Genomic DNA, 19,681 nt, shown 5'->3' with positions numbered 1-19,681 from the left:
TCTGTTCCTTCCTAGAGCACGTGCAGGCCGGGGGCGCCGTCGAGGGTGACCAGGCTGGCGCGGGTGGAGACGGGGGCGCCGGGGCGGTCCACGTACGGGACGACCTTGTAGTCCGAGCGCCACTGGCCGCGGGTGACCTCGCAGGACACGTAGCCGCGCTGGTAGCTGGAGAAACGCAGATGCGGGTTGGCCGGGTCGGTGCCGCCGGGCGGCACGCCCTGGGTGGGATTTCCGTTGCCGCCGCTGCTGACCGAGGTGCAGACGAACTCCACGCCGACGGCCGGCGCGGCGGGGTCGTCGAAGTCGCGTTTGAGGTCGCCGGCCAGGTTGTAGTGGATGTCGCCGGTCAGCACCACGGGGTTGCCTACCTCGCGCTCGGCGATGCCGCCGAGCAGGCGGTCCTTGGCCGCCTTGTAGCCGTCCCACAGGTCCATGCTGAGCCGCTGCGCCGGCCCGGGGTCGTAGTCGAGCTGCATCATGGCGACCTGCTGGGCGAGCACGTTCCACCTGGCGCGGGAGGCGCCGAGGCCGTCGAGCAGCCAGCGCTCCTGCGCGGCGCCGATCATCTGCCGCGCCGGGTCCAGCCGGTCGGCGCAGTCCACCTGCTGGCCGTCGCCGCAGACCTGGTCGTCGCGGTACTGGCGGGTGTCGAGCACGTTGAACTCGGCCAGGTCGCCGAAGGTGAACCGGCGGTAGATGCGGGCGTCGGGGCCCTCGGCGGAGGGCAGGCGGACGGGCATGTTCTCCCAGAAGGCGCGGAAGGCGTTGGCCCTGATCACCAGGTAGTCCTGCTCGCTCACCTCGCCGCCGGGGCCGTACCGGCCGGCCCAGTTGTCCAGCACCTCGTGGTCGTCCCAGGTGACGATCCAGGGCGCGCGGTGATGGGCGGCCTGCAGGTCGGGGTCGCTCTTGTAGAGGCCGTACTGGACGCGGAAGCGGTCGAGGGTGTCGCACTGCACCCGGAACTGCTCGGGCACCGGCGTGTTGCGGTTGCCGCCCGTCGGCACGATGCCGTACTCGTAGATGTAGTCGCCGAGATGGAAGACCACGTCGGGGTTCTCGTCGGCGAGGTGGCGGTAGGCGGTGTAGTAGCCGTCCTGCCACGACGCGCAGGAGGCGAAGGCCAGGCGCAGCGACTCGGGACTGCTGCGCGGAGCGGGGGCGGTCCTGGTCCGGCCGACGGGGCTGAGCTCGGAGCCGGTGCGGAAGCGGTAGAAGTACTCGCGGCCGGGCCGCAGGCCCTTGGCGTCCACGTGCACGGAGTGGCCGTACTCCGGCGTGGCCCAGGCGGAGCCGTGGCGGACGCGGCGGGCGAACGCCTCGTCCTCGGCGATCTCCCAGTCGACCTTGATCTTGTTGTACGGCAGCCCGCCGAGCGGCTCCAGCGGCTCGGGCGCCAGACGGGTCCACAGCACGACCCGGTCGGGCAGCGGATCACCGGAGGCGACGCCGAGCTTGAAGGGATAGTCCGCGGCTCTGGCCGTGGCCGGCGCGGTCCAGGGGTCGGCCAGGTCGGAGGTGAAGGCGAGAGCGAAGGCGGCGCCGCCTAAGCCCAGAAAGCCCCGGCGTGAGGGATGAGGCATGTCGCTTCCTAGTCTGGGGGGACGAAAGCCCTCACTTTCTAGCAAGCAGGCCCGTTCTTAACAAGACACGAGTTAAAAACAACGACTTTGAGCGTTACAGCTCCGCCACCAGGACGTTCCCGTGGTGGTCGCGCAGCCGCTGGAGCAGGTCGGCCGGGGCGTTGGCGTCGACCACCACCACGTCGAAGTCGGCCAGCGGCGCCACCCGGTGCAGCGCCACCCGGGCCAGCTTGGAGCCGTCCACGGCCAGCACCCGCCGCGACGCCGAGCGCAGCATGGCCCGCTTGACCAGCACGATCTCCTGCTCCTGGTGGTAGGCGTACTCCTCGGAGATGGCCGAGGTGGAGACCACGGCCAGGTCGGTGTTCACCGCCTCGACCGCGTCCACGCAGCCGAGGCCGAGAAACGAATCATGCGTCGCGTGATATTCACCGCCGAGCGCGATGAGCCGGAGGTCGGGGCGGCCGGCCAGCAGCCTGATCGCCTCCAGGAAGTTCGTCACGACGGTCAGCGGGAGCAGCTCGTCCAGGTGGCGGGCCACGGCCAGCGCGGTCGTGGAGTCGTCCAGCATCACCGAGCCGCCCGGCTCGATCAGCCCCGCCACCACCCGGGCGATGGCGTCCTTCTCGGCCGTGTGCGCCTTGAGCCGGTAGGCGATGTTGCTCTCCCACACGTTGCTGGCCTGGGCCGTCGCCCCGCCCCTGACCTTGCGCACCATGCCCTGGCGGGCCAGCTCGTCGAGGTCGCGGTGGACGGTCATCAGGCTGACCCCGAAGCTCTCGGCGAGCTCCGTGACGGAGGCGGAGCCCCGGCGCACGATGTGCTCGGCCATGCCCTGCCATCGCACCGACCTGCTGGAGGTGTGCTGACGCGTGTTCACCTGGGTCCTCTCCGGTGTCGGACGGCAGCGCATCCTACTCTTGACACTCCGCTCGGGCGACTCGTACCCTCCAGCCACCGCCGCTTTTAACATGATTGTTTGTGAAGTTAACAACGGTGGTATGCGATTAAAACGTTCGCATCCAGCGGCTCTCGGGGATTCACCGCACGTCGTACGACCGAGGAGACAGCGACATGACCGACCTGCTGCACCAGGCCAGGCTCAGCCGAGGGCAGTTCCTGCGCGTGATGGGCGGTCTGGCCGCGGCCACGCTGGCCACGGCCTGCTCCACCAGGCCCGAGACCACCGCCACCACGGGCGGCGCGGCTGCCACCGAGCTCAAGTTCATCGGCGTCGCCGACCAGAAGACGCCCATGGACGAGCTCGCCGCCGCCTATCAGAAGGCCAAGCCCGCCGTCCGGCTCACCACCTCCTACGCCCCCACCGACCAGGTGCAGACCTCGCTGCGCACCCAGCTCGGCGCCGGCAACGCCCCCGACCTGCACGTGGTCTACCCCGGCAACGGCAGCGCGATGTCGATGACCCAGATCGCCCAGGCGGGGCTGCTGGCCGACCTGTCCGCGCAGAGCTGGACACAGACCATCCCCACCGGGTTCAAGCCCGCCTTCCAGCTCGACGGCAAGACCTACCTGTACTCGGCCGGCTCCTCCGTGATCGGCGCCGTCTACAACAAGAAGGTCTTCGAACGGGCCGGCATCGACGCGCCCCCGACGACGTGGACCGAGTTCCTGGCCGTCTGCGACAAGCTGAAGAAGGCCGGCGTGGTGCCGATCGCGCTCGGCGCGCAGACACCGTGGGTCACCCAGCTCATCACGTACGCGCTGGTGCCCTCCACCGTCTACGCCGAGGACCCCGCGTTCGACGACAAACAGCTCGCCGGCCAGGCCACCTTCGCCGGCTCCGGCTGGCGCCAGGCCATGGAGATGTACCTGGAGCTGCAGAAACGCGGCTACTTCAACGACAAGCCGAACGGCACCACGTTCGAGCAGCAGACCTCCATGGTCGCCACCGGCAAGGCGGGCATGGCCGTGCAGGTGTCGGCCGTCCTGCCCGACTTCCGCAAGGCCGCCGCCTCGCCCGACGACCTGTCGATGTTCCCCGTCCCCGGCGCCGACGACGCGAACTCCGTGTGGATCCCGGCCGGCGTCGTCGTCGGCCTGGGCGCCGGCGCCAAGGGCAAGAACGCCGAGGAGGCCAAGGCGTTCATCGACTTCCTCGGCAAGCAGGAGAACATCAACGCCTGGGCCAAGGCCATCGCCGCCATCCCGCTCACCCAGGACGCCTCCTCCAGCATCGATCCCGCCGTCCAGTCCTTCCTGCCGTTCACCAAGGACCGGGCGGTGCCGTTCATGGACCAGCGCTGGCCCAACGCCGAGGTGCAACCCGTGCACTTCGCCGTCGTCCAGGAGCTGCTCGGCGGCGACAGCACGATCGACGAGGCGCTGAAGAAGATGGACGAGGCCTACCGCAAGTGACCTCACTGACCGCCTTCCGCGGCAGGCCCGCCCGCGCCGCCCGGCGGCGCGGCAGCGCCGTCACCCCGCCCTGGCTGTTCGCCGCCCCCGCCCTCGTCGTGTACGCGATCGTCGTGCTCTACCCGGCCGTCAGCGGCGTCGTGTACGCGTTCACCGACTGGAGCGGCATCGGCGCGGACGGCTCGTTCGTCGGCCTGGCCAACTTCGCCACCCTGTTCGGCGACGAGCAGGCCATGGGCTCGATCGGCAACACGCTGCTGCTCACCCTGGCCATCGTGGTCGTGCAGAACGGCATCGGCCTGCTGCTCGCGCTCGGCGTCAACGTCAAGCTCAGAAGCCGGGCCCTGCTCCGCGTGATCTTCTTCGCGCCCGTCGTGGTCAGCCCGGTCATGGTGGCCTTCCTGTGGAAGTACATCTACAACCCCGACCCGTCCGCCGGCCTGAACGGCCTGCTCGGCCTGCACGTGGACTGGCTCGGGGACCCGTCGGTGGCCCTGTGGTCCATCGCCGGCATGGTCGTGTGGCAGAACGCCGGCTACTCCATGGTCATCTTCCTGGCCGGGCTGGAGGGCGTGCCGCGCGAGCTGCACGAGGCCGCCATGATCGACGGGGCGGGCACCTGGCAGCGCTTCCGCTACGTCACCTGGCCGCTGCTCGCCCCCGCGCTCACGATCAACCTGATGCTCTCCACGATCGGCGGGCTCAAGCTCTTCGACCAGGTCTTCGCCGCCACCAACGGCGGCCCCGGCTACGCCACCGAGACGCTCTCGACCGTCCTGTACAAGCAGGCGTTCGTGTTCGGCAAGTACGGCTACAGCACCGCCATCGCGCTCGTCCTGGCGCTGTTCGTGGCCGCCGTGTCGCTCGTGCAGATCTACTACACCCGCCGCAGGGAGGTGACGGCGTGAGAAGGACCTTCCCGCTGGAGCTCGTCATGATCGCCGTGGCGGTGGCGTTCCTGTTCCCCGTCTACACGCTGGTCTCGCTGGCGCTGAAGGACCCCGGGCAGATCGCGAGCTCGCCGATGGCGCTGCCCAGCCCGCCCACGCTGGACAACTTCGCCGACGCCTGGACGGCGGCGGCCCTCGGCCCCTCACTGGTCAACAGCACCGTGATCACCGTGGTCAGCCTGGTGGCGCTCATCGCGCTCGGCTCGTTCGCGTCGTACTTCCTGGCCCGGGTCCAGAGCCGGCTCGGCTACGGCCTCTACATCCTCTTCCTGCTCGGCATCGTGCTGCCGTTCCAGCTCGGCATGATCCCGCTCTACCGGCTCGTCACCGACCTCGGCCTGATCGGCACGCACGCCGGCATGATCCTCTTCTACACCGGCATCCAGCTCCCGTTCACCGTCTTCCTCTACACCGGCTTCATCCGCGCGCTGCCCGGCGACTACGCCGCCGCCGCCCAGATCGACGGCGCCTCGCACCTGGTGGCCTTCACCCGCGTGGTCTTCCCGCTGCTGCGGCCGATCACCGGCACCGTGCTCATCCTCAACGCCGTCTTCATCTGGAACGACTTCTTCACCCCGCTGGTCTACCTCGGCGGCTCGGGCTTCGAGACGGTCCCGGTCAGCGTCTTCGCCTACGTCGGCCAGTACGTCTCCCAGCACGGCCTGGTCTTCGCCGGGCTCGTGCTCGGCGCGCTGCCGATCGTCGTGGTCTTCCTCGCGCTGCAGCGCTACGTCATCAAGGGCTTCTCCAGCGGGCTCAAGGGATGAACGTCTTCGACGCCTTCCGCGAGCCGCCGCGCGCCTTCTCCCCGGCGGCCATCTGGTGGTGGAGCGGCGAGCCGCTGCGCCGCGACCGGCTGCGCTGGCAGCTCGAACGCCTGGTCGCCGGCGGCGTGCACAACCTCGTCATCCTCAACCTCGCCCCCTCGGGGCCGATGTTCGGCTCCCGCGCCGACGACCCGCCGTTCCTGTCCGACGCATGGTGGGAGCTGCTGGACGGGGTCTGCCAGGACGCGCACGACATGGGCGCCTTCCTGTGGTTCTACGACCAGCTCGGCTTCTCCGGCGCCGACCTCCAGGCGCGGCTGGTGCAGGAACGCCCCGATTTCGCCGGCCAGTGGCTGGCCCCCGGCGGGACGGTCACCACGCGCGGCTTCGACTACCTGTCGCGCGAGGCGTGCGCGGTGCTGCTGGACCGGGTGCACGGCGAGTTCGAACGGCGCGTCGGGCACTGGTTCGGCCGGGTGATCGCCGGGTCGTTCCAGGACGAGCTGCCGGCCCTGCCCACCTGGTCCGCCCGCTTCGCCGAGGAACACCTCGCCCGGCGCGGGCGGCCGTTCGACCCTCTTTCGCCTGCGCCGGACTGGCGGGCGTACCAGACGACCAGGGCCGAGCTGGCCGAGGAGGCGTTCTTCCGGCCGCTGGCCGAGTGGCACGAGCGCCACGGCCTCGTGCACGGCTGCGACCAGCAGGACCCCGCCCGCGCCGGGCATCCGGTCGACGGCGTGCGGCTGTACGCCGACTACGCGCGCACCCACCGCTGGTTCGGCGCCCCCGGCTCCGACCACCACGGCGACGCCCGCCTGCACTCCTCCCTGGCCCACCTGTACGGGCGGCCGCGCACCTGGATCGAGGCGTTCCACTCCAGCGGGTGGGGCGGCACCCTGGAGGAGACGTTCGACTGGCTGCTGCCGTGGCTGCGGGCCGGCGCGACGCTGTACAACCCGCACGCCGTCTACTACACGACCCGGCGCGGCTGGTGGGAGTGGGCGCCGCCGGCCACCGACTGGCGGCAGCCGTACTGGCGTCACCACCGGGTCTTCGCCGAGGCGGTCACCCGGCTCTGCGCGGCCCTGTCCCTGGGCCGCCACGCCTGCGACGTCGCCGTCCTCCTCCCCACGGCCACCGCCCAGACCGGTACCGGCGCGGGGACGACCGGTCCGGAGGCAGGTGGTCCGGGAGCAGCTGGTCGGGAGGCGGCGGTCCCCGAGACGGCCGGTCCCCAGACAGCCAGTCCTCAGACGGTGGATCCTCAGACGGCGGGTCCTCAGACAGCCGGTCCTCAGACGGTGGATCCTCAGACGGCGGGTCCTCAGACAGCCGGTCCGAGGGCGGGCGATCACGAGGCGGCTGGTTCGGGGGCGGAGGATCACGAGCCGGACGATTCGGGGGCGAGCGAGCCCGAGCCGGACGGGCCCGGGGCCGCGAGTGCTGCGCCGGACGCGGTCAGGGCGCAGGAGGTGTATCGCGAGCTGGTGGGCGACATGGCCTGGTTCGCCACCAAGCCGGGCGTGCTGGACCGGCTCGGACTCGACGCCGACGTCATCGACGAGGACTCGGTGCGGCGCGCGGTCGTCAAGGACGGACGGCTGACCGTCTCCACCGAGGCGTACCGCGCCGTCATCCTGCCCGCCGTCACGGTGCTGGACGAGGACGTCGCCACCCGGCTCACGGAGTTCGCCGCAGGCGGCGGCCTCCTCATCGCGGTCGGCGCCCCAGCCGAACGCTCCCCAGAGGGGCCAGCCGAACGCTCCCCAGAGGGGCCGACCGGACGTTCCCCAGAGGGGCCGGCCGGACACTTCTCGAAGAGGGCGTCCGGACGTTTCTCGGAGGGGACGGACCCTTCACATCTCGCCGCGCGGCTCGGGGCTCGCTTCGTGGCGTCCGCCGACCGGCTGGGGGAGGCACTGACGGATCTGGAACGGCGGGTCGAGGCGCCCGTGCCCGCGCTGGTCCGCGAGGACGGCGGGACGACGCTCGTCTTCCTGCCCGCCGCCTTCCCCATGGCCAGCCGCATCGGTGTCGGACGGCCCGAGGAACGCGGGGTCGACCTGGGCTGGCTGGACGCCGTCATCGACTTCGACCCCGGCCGGTACGCCCGCGAGCTGCCGGTCACCGTCCACGGCGTCCAGGGCGCCCCGCTGCTGCTGCGGCCCTTCGCCGGGGGCGAGCCGGTGGCGCTGCCGTACACGAGGGACGGCGACGCCGTACGGGTGCGCGTCCCGTTCGACGACGGCCCCGCGGCGCTGCTGGTGTTCGACGGCACCCGGCCGGAGCCCGCGCCACGGCCCGCGTACACCGTGGCGGCGGAGCTGGAAGACGCGGAGTGGGACGTCGAACTGGTGCCCACCCTCGACGACACCTGGTCCGACTTCGGCGGCGGCGCGGGCGTCGAAGGCTGGACGTTGCGCACCCCGGACGGGGAGCCGGTGGACGTCACGTTCGGGCCGCGCGGCGAGCAGCGCGTCGGCGGCGGAGCGTGGACGCCGTCGGTCTGGTCGTCCTCACGCGGACAGCGCAAGGACCCCGTGCACCGGGAGACACTGGGGCCGAAGGGACGGGTGCCGGTCGAGTTCCTCGCGTTCGGCCGTACCGGCGCGGGCATGGAGGCCGCCTTCCGCACCCTCATCACCGTCCCGGACACCCCCGGCACCGACTCCGGCCCGCCCCTCGCGGACGGCTCCGGCACCGACTCCAGCCCGCTCCTTCCGGACGGCTCCGAGTCCCGTGCCGTCGCTCAGGGCGGCGCGTGGGTGGCGATCGGGGCCGGGGCGGCCAAGGCGCTGCGGATCGACGGTGCGGACTGGCCGCTGGACGACCGCGGCTACGCGGCCGTGTCCCGCGCCCCCGTCCCGCCCGGTGAGCACCTCCTGGAGCTGCTGCTCGTCCCCGACGAGGAGCTCGACCTGCGCGCGTACGTCTGCCTGCTGGCCGACCCCGCCGACGCGGCCCGCCCCGAGTGGATCGCGGGCGCGCCCCTGGAGACCATCGTGACCGCGCCCGAGCACGGGGGAGCGGTGCTGCAGGTGGCCGCCACCGCGTTCTGCCGGGTCCTGGTCAACGGGACGGAGGCGGGCAGACAGGGCGGCTTCGACCCCTACGCCGAGTCGGACGTCCCGCGCGTGCGCCGCTACGACGTGACGGGCCTGCTGCGCCCGGGCGCCAACACGGTCCGCGTCGAGTCGGACGGCTGGGTGCTGGTGGACGGCCTGGCCGTCTCCGGGCCGCACTGGACGCCGGAGCCGCGCGTACGCCGCCGCCAGTACGGCGACCCCGCCGCCCTCTGGCTGCTCCCACGCCCCCACCCCCTCCCGGAGGCGACCTGGCTCGACCCCACCCCGACCGCGCTGCCGGCCGTCTTCGCCGTGCCGGACGCCCGGCCGCGGGCCGAACGGTTCCTGCTGGACGCGCCCCCCGGCGCCACCGGCGTCGAGGTGAACGCCCTTGGCCCGGTCGAACTGCACGCCGCGCTCGGCGGACCTGGACCGGGCGAGGTCGAGATCGTCGTCCAGACCACCCCGGGCGCGAGCGGCGGGGCCGCCTTCACCGGCCCCGTCCGGTTCACCTGCGGCCCGGGACGGATGCGGCTGGGCGACTGGGAGGAGCTCGGCCTGGCCGGCTACAGCGGCGGCGTCCGCTACCGCACCACGCTCACCGCCGGCTCCGGACCGGGCGTGCTCGACCTGGGCCGGGTCAGGGGCACGGCCGAGGTGACGGTGAACGGCCGGCCCCGCGGCGTGCGCGTGTGCTCCCCGTACCGGTTCGACGTCGATCTCGACGAGGGCGAGAACGTCGTCGAGATCCTCGTCCTCGGCACCCTGGCCGCCTACCTGGACGAGGTCAGCCCCACCCACTTCGTCTTCCCCGGCCAGCGCACCACGGGCCTGTTCGGACCCGTGCGCCTGCACCGCCCGGCCGCCGACCTAGGATGAGCCGGCGAGGACACCACCGGGCCCGCCAGGCCCGGATTCCGTGGAAGGAGGGCGCCGGTTGGCACACCACCGGAGCCGGCCCGTGATCGCCGTCATCGGCGCGGGCCTGATGGGCGCGGCCACCGCGTGGCAGCTCGCCCGCCGCGGCGCCCAGGTCACCCTGATCGAGGCGTACGAGATCGGCCACCACCACGGCAGCTCCCACGGCACCTCCCGGATCTTCCGCCGCGTCTACGACGACCCCTTCTACGTCGACCTGACCGGCCGGGCGGCGGAGTGCTGGCGCGACCTGGAGTCCGACTCGGGCACCGCCCTGCTCCGTACGACCGGCGGCCTCGACGTCGGCGCGGGCCGCGACCTGGAGGGCCTGGCCGCGATGGTGTCGGCCGCCGGAGTGGCCTGCGAGCTGCTGCCCGAGCGGGCGGCGCGGGAGCGCTGGCCGTTCGCCCGCTTCGACGGGCCGGTGCTGTTCCATCCGCAGGCCGGGGTGGTGGACGCCGACGCCACCGTGGCGGCGTGCGTCCGGCGGGCCGCCGAGCTCGGGGCGAAGATCCGTACCGGAACGCGTGTGCGGGAGGTGCGCACCGGCGGGGACTCGGCGCTGGTTCGCATGGGCGACGGCTCGGAGCTGGCGGCGGACACCGTCGTCGTGGCGGCGGGAGCGTGGCTGCCCGAGCTCGCGGACGCCATCGGGGCGCCGCTGCGCCTGCCGCCGCTGCGCGTCACCCAGCAGCAGGTCTTCCACTTCCGCCAGCGTGACCCCGGCCAGGCCTGGCCCACCCTCGTGGCCACGGACGAACTGCTGCTCTACGGCCTCCCGTCGGGAGCCGACGGAGGAGCCGCGCCCGCCGTCAAGGTCGCCGAGCACGACCGGGGCACGCCCACGACCGCGAGCACCCGCGACGGGATCGTGAACCCCGCCTCCAGGGACGCCGTCTCCGGCTGGGTGGCCCGCCGCCTGCCCGGCCTCGACCCCGAGCCGGTCGCCGAGGCCGTCTGCCTCTACACGACCACCCCCGACGAGGATTTCATCCTGGACCGGGCCGGTCCCGTCGTGGTCGTCTCGCCCTGCTCGGGTCATGGCGCCAAGTTCACCCCGCTGATCGGCCACCTGGCCGCCGACCTCGCCCTCGGCACCGCCGGCCCGCTCCCACGCTTCGCCCTGCGCTGACCACGGCACGGCGCCCGCCTTCGCCCCCGCGATGACAGAGCGTCACCGGCTGTGCGGATTCCGCACCTGCCGCTGCCGTCCCATGGATAAGGTGAGCGACCGGAACTCCCGCCCGGCCGGCCGCGCCGTACGCGATCAAGGGAGCAGCAGGCGAAGCGAGGGGAGCATTCGGGTGAAACGCGACCGGCACACCCGCCGCCTCCTGGGCGCCGTCGCCGGCCTGGCCGCGCTCGTCCCCGTCTACTACCTCACCGAAGCCGCCGCCAGAGCCCTGCGCGTGGGCAACGCCGCGTTCGCCCCCGCGCCCGCCGCGCTGGGCTACCTCGCGGCGGTGGCCGCCATCGTCGTGCTCCTCACCGCCTGGCCGGCCGCGGCGCTCGCGTGCGGCGTGCCGCTGGCCGCGGCGGGCACGCTGTTCGCCCTGGACCTCGACGCCGCCGTGGGCGTGGCGGGCACGCTGCCCTACGCCCGCGCCGGCGGCCTGCCCTGGTCGGCGCCGGAGGCCGCGCCGTGGGCCGAGCTGGGCGAGCCGCCGGGAACCCTGGCCGGCCTGACCGGCCTGTACGCGCTCCTCGGCGCCCTCCTCGTGCTCTCGGCGCTGCTCCCCGCCCGGCTGCGATCTATCCTGGACAGGTGAGCGGGCGGGATCCGGATCGGCGCAGGGCGCTGCTCGACGCGGCCGACCGGGTCATCATGAAGGAGGGCCCCGAGGTCTCGATGGCGGCCATCGCCGCCGAGGCGGGCGTCACCAAGCCCATCCTCTACCGCCACTTCGGCGACAAACGCGGCCTCTACCAGGCGCTGGCCGACCGCCACGTGGGCACGGTCATCGGCCGGCTGCGGCCGGAGTTCGGCCGGACCGGGGCCGACCTGCGCGGCCGGGCCACGGCGGCCATCGGCGTCTACCTCGACCTCGTCTCGGCCAACCTCAACCTCTACCGGTTCCTGTTCCACCGGGCCAGCGCCGAGGACACCAGGGTCCGCTCCCACATGACCTCGCTGGTCCGCGGCCTGGGGGAGGAGCTCGGCGCGGTGCTGGCCGCCGAGCGGGTGGTGCCCGACCCGGTCCGGGCGCAGGTGCTCGGCCACGCGTTCGTCGGCATGGTGCAGGCCACGGGGGACTGGTGGCTGGAGCATCCGGAGGTCGAACGCGCCCAGGTGGTGGAGGGCCTGGTGGACGTGATCGCCGCCACCATCGTCCCCGTCGCCATGCCTCGCAAGGCAGTCAGGGCCGATCGGTAGACGTGGGGTCGGCGGAGGGCTCGTCCAGCAGCCGCAGCAGGTCCCATTCGGTCTCGCACACGCGCCGCCCGATCGCCGCCAGCTCCACCGACCGCGCCCCGCCGCGCAGGTGCCGCATGGTCTGCATCACGCAGATGACACCCCACTTGAGCACGCCGAACGTCTCCCACCAGCGCAGCGCGTCCCGGTCCACCGGCTGGCCGCCCGCCTCCTCGTACGCCCCGACGAGCTCGTCATAGGAGCCGAACCCGCCCACGGGCAGCGGCGAGCCGAACCGCCACGCCTTCACGCACAACCACCCCAGATCCTCCAGGGGGTCGCCGACGTGGGCGAGCTCCCAGTCGAGCACCGCCCTGATGCCCTCAGGCCCGACGATGAGGTTGCCGTTGCGGAAGTCGCCGTGCACGACCGTGTGCCGCCGGCCGCGCGGCCGGGTGCCGGCCAGCCGCCGCAGCGCCAGCTCGAACACCGGATGTGGCTCGCCGAGCTGGTCGAGCACGTCGCGCCAGCGCAGCAGCGGGTCCTGCTCCTCCGACGGGGGCGCCGACGACAGCGGCATCCGGTGCACGGCGGCCAGCGCCTGCCCGCACTGGCGGGCCAGCCGGGGCCTGGCGGGAGCGTACGCGTCGTCCCGCAGGATCTTGCGCGGGATCGTCTCGCCCGGCACGCGGGTCATCAGGATGTACGACTCCCCGCAGGCGACGATCCGCGGCACCGGCACCCCCGCTCCCGCCGCGGCGCGCATCAGCCCGGCCTCGGCGGCGAGCCCGGCACCGGCCTCCGCCGGGGCGCCGGGCGAGTCGAGCCGCAGGATCAGCTCGTGCCGGCCCTCGTCCGGGCCGACCACGTCGAGGGCCCAGGTCTCACGGGAGGCGCCGCCGGGCAGCCGGGCGCTGGACGCGACCACCGCCCCCGCCCCGAACGCCGCGCGGACGATCGCCTGCGGATCGCTCATCGCAGGCCGAACTCCCACGAGCCGCCCGCCGCGTACGTGCCCAGGATCCGCCGCCCCACCGAGTCGACGTGCACCTCGTCCGGCCCGTCGTAGATCCGCCCGGCCCGCGCGTGCCGGTACATCCGGTCCAGCGGCGTGTCCGGGGTCAGCCCGGCGGCGCCGTACACCTGGATGGCCCGGTCGATCACGTTGTGCAGCATCCGCGCGCCCACCACCTTGATCGCCCCGATCTCCACCCGCGCCTGCGCGCCGGGGGCCGAGTCGACGACGCCGGCGGCGTGCAGCGTGAGCAGCCGGGCGGACTGGATCTCGGTGTAGGAGTCGAACACGTGCTGCCGCATGAGCTGCTTGGCGGTCAGCGGCTCGCCGAACGCGGTGCGCTCGTGCAGCCTGCGGCACATCAGGTCGAAGGCCCGCTGCGCCTGGCCGAGCCAGCGCATGCAGTGGAAGATCCGGCCGGGGCCGAGCCGTTTCTGCGCGATGACGAACCCCTGCCCGCGCGGCCCGAGCAGGTTGCCGGCGGGGACGCGCACGTCCTCGTACCGCACCTCGCAGTGCGCCCCGTCGAGCCCCAGCACCGGCGTCTCGCGCACGATGGTGTAGCCCGGCGTGTCCGTCGGCACCAGGATCATGGAGAAGGCCCGATGCGGCGGCGCGTCCGGCTCGGTCCTGCACATCACGGTCGTGTACGCCGCCCGCGACGCCCCCGTGGTGAACCACTTGTGCCCGTTGATCACCCATTCGTCCCCGTCGAGCACGGCGGAGGTGGTGATCTGCGTGGGGTCGCTGCTGGAGACAGACGGCTCGGTCATCGCGAAGCTCGGCGAGATGTCGCCGCGCACCAGCGGCTCCAGATAGCGTTCGCGCTGCCCGGGCGAGGCGTGCTCGTGCAGCATCAGCGAGTCCTGCAGCGTGTACGTGCCGAGCGCGAGCTGCCCGTACTCGCTGCGCCCCTGCACCTCGTTGACGTAGACGTAGTCGAGGAACGGCAGCCCGCCCCCGCCCAGCTCACGCGGATGACCGAGCGCCCACAGACCCTCCTTCTTGGCCTGGGCACGCAGCTCGTCCAGGACCGCCGCCGCCTCGGGACCGCCCGCGTGCAGCACGGGCTCGGCGGGCTCCACCCGCTCGGTCATGAACGCGTACACGGCGTCACGCACCGGGCGGACGCTGTCGGGGACCGCGAAGCTCATGATTCACCCAACCTCGGATCCCCGGCGAGGGTCAACCGTCTCAGGGCAGCCAGCTGACCTTGCCGTGCAGGAAGGCGTACCCGACGAAGGCCACGGCGTCGATCAGCGTGTGCGCCACCACCAGCGGCATCGCCCGGCCCCACCGCTGGTACATCTTCCCGAACACCAGCCCCATCACCACGTTCCCGACGAACCCCCCGAAACCCTGATACAGGTGGTACGACCCGCGCAACAGCGCCGACACGGCCAGCGCCTTCCACGGCGTCCATCCGGCCTGGCCCAGGCGGTGCAGCAGGTAACCGGCGACCAGCACCTCCTCCAGCAGCCCGTTCTGCGCCGCGGCCAGCAGCAGCACCGGCACCTGCCACCACTCCTGGGGCAACTGCCCGGGGACGACGGTCAGGTTCACCCCCGCCGCCCACACCACCAGGTAGAACGCCAGCCCTGACCCGCCGATCGCGGCCGCGAGCACCGCCCCGCGCGCCAGGTCGCCGCCGGGCCGGCGGAAGTCGGCGCCGATCGTGCGCAGCGATTCGCCCGAACGCACCAGCAGGTACGCCACCAGCCCCACCGGCGCCACCGCGATCACGATCTGGACCAGTTGCAACGTGAGGTCCAGCCAGGGCCGTCCCGGTGCCATCGACCCGACGAGCACCGCGTGCTGGCCCTTGAGCTCCCTCGGCGCCGTGAGCGCCCCGATCAGCCGCACGAACGCCACCACGGCGCTGGCGCCGAGCGAGACCGACATCACGACGAAGATCTCGGCCCGGATGAGCCTGGGACCGAGCACGGGACCCGGGTCGAGGGAGGACTGTGTGTGCATGTGCGCAGACTAGCCGGTACATGATCGGACGCTGATAAAGGCGACATGTCCCCCGCTTTGCCGGGGGACATGTCGGACGGCGGGCTCGCGCCGCTGTCCGGAGGCATGGTTCGCGTCTTCGCCGGGGACACGTGGACGCTGCGCCTTGCCGGGCGTGGTCAGGGTCGCCCGGGGACCTCGACCGGCGTTCCGTCGAAGGATCCGGACAGCGCGGGCCGCTCCTGAGCGGTGAACGCCTCCCACACCAGCTCCACCCGATACACCCGCCCCTCAGCCCCGCCGTTCGAGGCGTTGGGGGAGACGGTGAGCGCGGCCACCGCCTCCCCGTCGGGCTGGAGCGTGATCCGGCCGGTCACCGCCACCCCGGGCACGAACGCGGCCCCGTCGAGGTCGATGGTGCCGGACCCGAAGGTCACCTTCCCGCCGCGCAGCCCGGCCTGCTCGGTCAGCCTCCCGTGCACCAGGTTGTACGGGTTGCGGCGGGCGACGGCGTCGGCGGCGGTGGCGTACCCGGCCGCCAGTACCCGCCGCCGCTCCACGTCCAGCCCGGGCGCGGGCACCGGCGCGACCTCGGCGAGCGAGCGGGGGAACGCTCCCGAGGCCCGGTAGTTCTCCGCGGCGCACCGCGTCCGCGGCACCCGATGGTCGAGCACGAACGAGCGCAGCATCGCCCGCACGCACTCCCCGGCCGCCCCCGGCCCCCACGCGAGGCTGTGCGTGCCGAACGGCACCCGTACGAACGTCGCCCGCGGGAAGACGCGCATCGCACGGGCCACCTCGGCGGGCGTGTGCGTGTCGAAGTCCCCGCCGGCGACCAGCACCGGAACGGCGGGCAGGTCCGCGTGCGGCGGCAGCACGGGAGCGGGGCGCGGCGTCGGCCAGTTCACGCAGAACTCCAGCCCGGAGCCCGCGTCGAGCCCGAGGTCGGCGGGCGTGAACGGCGCCAGCGGCCGCTCCCGCTCGAAGTACCGCTCCAGCTGGGCCAGCCGCTCGGCCGGGCCCGCGTCCCGGTCGAACGGGAAGGACCCGTCGCCGCACCGGTAGGCCAGGTACCCGGCCCACTCGGCGCCCTCGATCGGCTGGCTCGGGACGCCCTTCAGCACTCCCGCCAGCCGGCGCAGCGGCGCGGGATCACCGGCCAGGTACGCCGTCGCGGCGGCGTTCGCCTCCCGGCCGAAGACCGGCTCCGTCATCCGCCCCACGCCGTTGAGCGCGGGCAGGGGCACCTCGGGGTCGGGGTGCGCGCGCAGGTGCGCCACCAGGCGGGCGAAGGTGCGCTCCGGGCCGCCGGGCAGCTCACGGCAGGCGCGCGAGCGGCCGCAGACGAAGCTCATGAGCTCGGGCCTGGACCGCATCGGCCACAGGACGTGCCCGTCAGGCCCGGTGATCGTCGTGCTGTCCAGGAACGCCGCCGCCAGGCCCTCGGGGCGCTGGGCGGCGTACGCCTGGGCGTAGGCGGTGCCGTAGGAGTTGCCGTAGAAGGTGACCGGGCCGGCGCCGAGCGCGCGGCGTACCGCGTCCATGTCCCGGACGGCCTGGTCGGCGGTGAAGAAGCGGATGCGCGGTCCCAGGTGCGCGGCGCAGGCCGCGACGCTGTCCGGGTCGGTCAGCTTCAGGCCCGGGCACAGCAGCGGGGAGGACGCGCCCAGGCCGCGAGGATCGACGACCAGCAGGTTCCGCTGGTCGAGCACGGGTCCGAGCGTCTGCGTCAGTCGCGGCACGTCGGGCAGCGCGGGGAGCGGGCCGCCGGGATTGGCGAGAATCGTCCCGGTCGCCCGCTTCGCGGCGGGGATCCAGGCGAACGCGACCTCGATCCGCTCGGACGCCGGATCGTCCCAGTCCAGCGGCACGCCGATCGTCCCGTCACACCGCACGACAGCTTCGGCACACTCATGCGGCGCCCCAGGCCCGGACTCGGAGGCGGCACGCCGGACCGCCGTGACGGCGGGCGCTGTGAAGGGGAGCTGGGCCGTGGTGACGGCGGGCGTGGTGGTGGGGAGCTGGGCCGTGGTGACGGCGGGCGTGGTGGTGGGAAGGCGGGCCGTGGTGACGGCGGGCGTGAGGGTGGCGTGTGCTGCTGCGGCGGCGGGGAGGGTCGCCGACACCGCCAGGCCTGCGGCCGCGATGACCGTCAAGGGGGCTGTCACGAGGGCTTCGAGGCGCATGTTTCCACCATCGCCCGCCATCTCCCGCGAATCCTCCGCCGCCAGGACGAATCGCTCTTGGGAGCAGGCTCCTACTCTGCTAGGGAGGACGGTGTGACCCGTACCGAACCGCACGACGTGCCCAGCGCGGCCGAGCTGGTGGCCGCCGTACGCGACTTCCTGGAGACCGACGTGCTGCCGGCCGTGGACGGCAGGACCCGCTACCACACCCGCGTCGCCATCAACGTGCTCGGCATGGTCGAGCGGGAGATCGAGCTCGGCCCCGCCGAGGCCGAGCGGCACGCCGCGAGCCTGGCCGCGCTGGGCGTGGCGGACGACGCCGAGCTGGCCGCGGCCGTCCGCGAGGGCCGCGTCCCCGACGACTCCGCCCTCGTCGCCGTCCTGGAGCAGGCCGTGCGCGCGAAACTGGAGGTGGCCAACCCCGGCTACCTCACCTCGTGAACAACGCACGCGGCCCGCTCCCCCGTGCGGGAGAGCGGGCCGTGCGCGGTGGAAAGGGGTCAGTGGGAGCCGGTCAGATCCAGATCCTTGACCTTGGGGTCGCCCTCGTCGGCGAAGTAGTCGTCCCGCGCCGTCGCGTCCTTGCCGTCCGCGACCTTGGCGGCCCGGAAGATCAGCGTGCCCAGCGCCGCCACCACCAGGTTGACCCCCAGCGCCAGGAACCCGGCGTAGACCGTCATCTTGGTGTCGAAGCCCAGGTTCGCCAGCCCGAACGCCGAGCCGCCGAAGTGCTGCTTGCCGTTGGCCGGGTTGGGGATGAGGTAGAGCATCCACATGCCCGCCCCGAGGCCGGCCGCCCAGCCGGCGATCAGCCCGCCCTTGTGGAACCAGCGCGTGTACAGGCCCAGCGCCACCGACGGCAGCGTCTGCAGGATGACCACGCCGCCGATGAGCTGCAGGTCGATCGAGAACTGCGGGTCGAGGAGCAGGATGCACAGCACCGCGCCCACCTTGACCAGCAGCGACGCGATCTTGGAGACGCCGGCCTCCTGCGCGTCGGTGGCGTCCTTGTTGATGTACTCGCGGTAGATGTTGCGGGTGAACAGGTTCGCCGCCGCGATCGACATGATCGCCGCGGGGACGAGCGCGCCGATGCCGATGGCGGCGTAGGCCACGCCGGTGAACCAGTCGGGGAACATCTGGTCGAACAGCACCGGCACGATCGTGTTCGTGTCGGCCTTGCCGCCGGTGGTGACGGGCTTGACGCCGGCCGCGATGGCCATGAAGCCGAGCAGTGCGATCAGGCCGAGCACGAGGCTGTAGGCGGGCAGCGCCGACATGTTCCGCTTGATCACGTTGCGGTTCTTGGAGGCGAGCACGCCGGTGAGGCTGTGCGGGTAGAGGAACAGCGCCAGCGCCGAGCCGAAGGCCAGGGTGATGTACTGGAGCTGGTTGTTCGCGTTCAGGATGATGCCGTCGGCGGGCGCCGCCGAGGCGTCGAACTTGGCCTTGGCCGCGTCGAAGATCGAGTCCCAGCCGCCCAGCTGCGCCGGGATGTAGATGACCGCGGCGAGGATCACGATGTAGATCAGCGAGTCCTTGACGAACGCGATGAGCGCGGGCGCGCGCAGGCCGGACTGGTAGGTGTACGCGGCCAGGATCGCGAACGCGATGATGATCGGCAGGTGCCCGGTGATGCCCATCGCCTTGAGCACCGCCTCGATGCCGACGAGCTGCAGCGCGATGTACGGCATCGTGGCCACCAGGCCGGTGATCGCGACGGCCAGCGCCAGCGTCGGCGACCCGAACCGGGCCCGGACGAAGTCGGCCGGCGTGACGAACCCGTGCACGTGCGAGACCGACCACATCCGCGCCAGCACCAGGAACACCAGCGGATAGACCACCACGGTGTACGGCAGCGCGTAGAAGCCGAGGGCGCCGGCGCTGAACACCAGCGCGGGCACCGCCACGAACGTGTAGGCGGTGTAGAGGTCGCCGCCGATGAGGAACCAGGTGACCCAGGAGCCGAAGCTGCGACCGCCGAGCCCCCACTCGTTCAGGCTGGCCAGGTCGCTCGGCCGCCGCCAGCGCGCGGCCACGAAGCCCATGCCGCTGACGATGAGGAACAGCACGATGAAGACGACCAGCTCGGTCGTGTGCGCGCTCATTTGGTCATCCGGTAGACGATGGTCGTGGACACGACGCCCACCACGATGAAGGCGATCTGCAGCCAGTAGAAGAGCGGGAAGCCGAACAGGCGGGGCTCGTCGGCGTTGAACAGGAACGTCAGCAACGGCAGCACGATCGGCAGGACCAGCAGCCAGTTCCATGGGCTGCGGTCAGTTCGCGGCTGCCCGGGTTCCCCGGTAGTCATCGACCCTCCGATGAATGGATCAGGAGCCGTTGATGACCGGCTCCTGACAACTCGTCAATGGAGGGAGAGTAACTTTACAGCGGTATTAAACCCAATGTCTGCTGTATTACGGTTTGGCCTAAATGCCGGGATGAAATCTTGACTTCCGAGACCCCGGAACACGGCCACACCGCTCAAACCTTAGGCACGCGCGCGCCG

The 19,681-nt window shown here is 72.5% G+C and carries 16 protein-coding genes; 8 read left to right on the top strand and 8 right to left on the bottom strand.

Annotation, left to right across the window (positions count from 1 at the left end; translation table 11 throughout):
• Positions 1-11 precede the first annotated feature (11 nt).
• Positions 12-1,583 (bottom strand): alkaline phosphatase D family protein, encoded by a 1,572-nt coding sequence (locus OIE67_RS23765; protein ID WP_326643881.1) that lies wholly within the window; start codon positions 1,581-1,583, stop codon positions 12-14.
• A 94-nt stretch (positions 1,584-1,677) separates the two neighbouring features.
• Complete coding sequence (locus tag OIE67_RS23760) at positions 1,678-2,463, bottom strand: DeoR/GlpR family DNA-binding transcription regulator (protein WP_326643879.1); 786 nt, start codon at positions 2,461-2,463, stop codon at positions 1,678-1,680.
• A gap of 194 nt (positions 2,464-2,657) precedes the next feature.
• Here OIE67_RS23760 and OIE67_RS23755 point away from each other — a divergent pair, with 194 nt between their 5' ends.
• The 7 genes from OIE67_RS23755 (at position 2,658) to OIE67_RS23725 (ending at position 12,033) form a co-directional block, all read left to right on the top strand.
• A complete protein-coding gene (locus OIE67_RS23755) occupies positions 2,658-3,959 on the top strand; it encodes an extracellular solute-binding protein (protein WP_326643877.1) in 1,302 nt (433 codons plus the stop codon).
• Complete coding sequence (locus OIE67_RS23750; RefSeq protein WP_326643875.1) at positions 3,956-4,867, top strand: carbohydrate ABC transporter permease; 912 nt, start codon at positions 3,956-3,958, stop codon at positions 4,865-4,867. Before OIE67_RS23755 ends, OIE67_RS23750 begins: the two co-directional genes overlap by 4 nt.
• On the top strand, positions 4,864-5,676 hold the full coding sequence (locus OIE67_RS23745; protein WP_245955762.1) for a carbohydrate ABC transporter permease: 813 nt from the start codon (positions 4,864-4,866) through the stop codon (positions 5,674-5,676). Before OIE67_RS23750 ends, OIE67_RS23745 begins: the two co-directional genes overlap by 4 nt.
• Complete coding sequence (locus OIE67_RS23740) at positions 5,673-9,620, top strand: hypothetical protein (RefSeq protein WP_326643871.1); 3,948 nt, start codon at positions 5,673-5,675, stop codon at positions 9,618-9,620. Before OIE67_RS23745 ends, OIE67_RS23740 begins: the two co-directional genes overlap by 4 nt.
• Positions 9,621-9,678: 58 nt before the next feature.
• Positions 9,679-10,791 (top strand): FAD-dependent oxidoreductase, encoded by a 1,113-nt coding sequence (locus OIE67_RS23735; RefSeq protein WP_326643869.1) that lies wholly within the window; start codon positions 9,679-9,681, stop codon positions 10,789-10,791.
• A gap of 172 nt (positions 10,792-10,963) precedes the next feature.
• Positions 10,964-11,428, top strand: a complete 465-nt coding sequence (locus tag OIE67_RS23730) for a hypothetical protein (protein ID WP_326643867.1) — start codon at positions 10,964-10,966, stop codon at positions 11,426-11,428.
• Positions 11,425-12,033 carry a TetR/AcrR family transcriptional regulator gene (locus tag OIE67_RS23725; protein WP_326643864.1) on the top strand — a complete coding sequence of 203 codons (609 nt, stop codon included), beginning with the start codon at positions 11,425-11,427 and terminating at the stop codon, positions 12,031-12,033. The genes OIE67_RS23730 and OIE67_RS23725 overlap by 4 nt, the downstream gene beginning before the upstream one ends.
• Here the strand turns inward: OIE67_RS23725 and OIE67_RS23720 are convergent.
• From OIE67_RS23720 to OIE67_RS23705, 4 genes are all read right to left on the bottom strand, one after another.
• The gene (locus tag OIE67_RS23720; protein ID WP_326643862.1) at positions 12,017-12,988 is read right to left on the bottom strand and encodes a phosphotransferase family protein; all 972 of its coding nucleotides are present in this window, start codon (positions 12,986-12,988) and stop codon (positions 12,017-12,019) included. The two genes, OIE67_RS23725 and OIE67_RS23720, sit on opposite strands and share 17 nt — an antisense overlap.
• On the bottom strand, positions 12,985-14,181 hold the full coding sequence (locus tag OIE67_RS23715; protein WP_326643860.1) for an acyl-CoA dehydrogenase family protein: 1,197 nt from the start codon (positions 14,179-14,181) through the stop codon (positions 12,985-12,987). The genes OIE67_RS23720 and OIE67_RS23715 overlap by 4 nt, the downstream gene beginning before the upstream one ends.
• Positions 14,182-14,221: 40 nt before the next feature.
• Positions 14,222-15,004 (bottom strand): CPBP family intramembrane glutamic endopeptidase, encoded by a 783-nt coding sequence (locus OIE67_RS23710; RefSeq protein ID WP_326643858.1) that lies wholly within the window; start codon positions 15,002-15,004, stop codon positions 14,222-14,224.
• Positions 15,005-15,162: 158 nt separating this feature from the next.
• Positions 15,163-17,169 (bottom strand): alpha/beta fold hydrolase, encoded by a 2,007-nt coding sequence (locus OIE67_RS23705; RefSeq protein WP_326643856.1) that lies wholly within the window; start codon positions 17,167-17,169, stop codon positions 15,163-15,165.
• Positions 17,170-17,262: 93 nt separating this feature from the next.
• On the opposite strand from OIE67_RS23705, the gene OIE67_RS23700 reads away from it, so the two are divergent.
• The gene (locus OIE67_RS23700) at positions 17,263-17,610 is read left to right on the top strand and encodes a DUF6285 domain-containing protein (protein WP_326643854.1); all 348 of its coding nucleotides are present in this window, start codon (positions 17,263-17,265) and stop codon (positions 17,608-17,610) included.
• Between the two features lie 59 nt (positions 17,611-17,669).
• Here the strand turns inward: OIE67_RS23700 and mctP are convergent, their stop codons facing one another.
• On the bottom strand, positions 17,670-19,277 hold the full coding sequence (gene mctP, locus OIE67_RS23695; protein WP_326643851.1) for a monocarboxylate uptake permease MctP: 1,608 nt from the start codon (positions 19,275-19,277) through the stop codon (positions 17,670-17,672).
• Positions 19,274-19,483 carry a DUF3311 domain-containing protein gene (locus tag OIE67_RS23690; protein WP_106237561.1) on the bottom strand — a complete coding sequence of 70 codons (210 nt, stop codon included), beginning with the start codon at positions 19,481-19,483 and terminating at the stop codon, positions 19,274-19,276. The genes mctP and OIE67_RS23690 overlap by 4 nt, the downstream gene beginning before the upstream one ends.
• Positions 19,484-19,681 lie beyond the last annotated feature (198 nt).

It is taken from the genome of Nonomuraea fuscirosea, from assembly GCF_035917475.1.
In the GTDB taxonomy this organism is placed as follows: Bacteria; Actinomycetota; Actinomycetes; order Streptosporangiales; family Streptosporangiaceae; genus Nonomuraea; species Nonomuraea fuscirosea.
The sequence above is the reverse complement of the archived record's forward strand: the minus strand, read 5'-3'. Positions and strand labels throughout refer to the sequence as shown.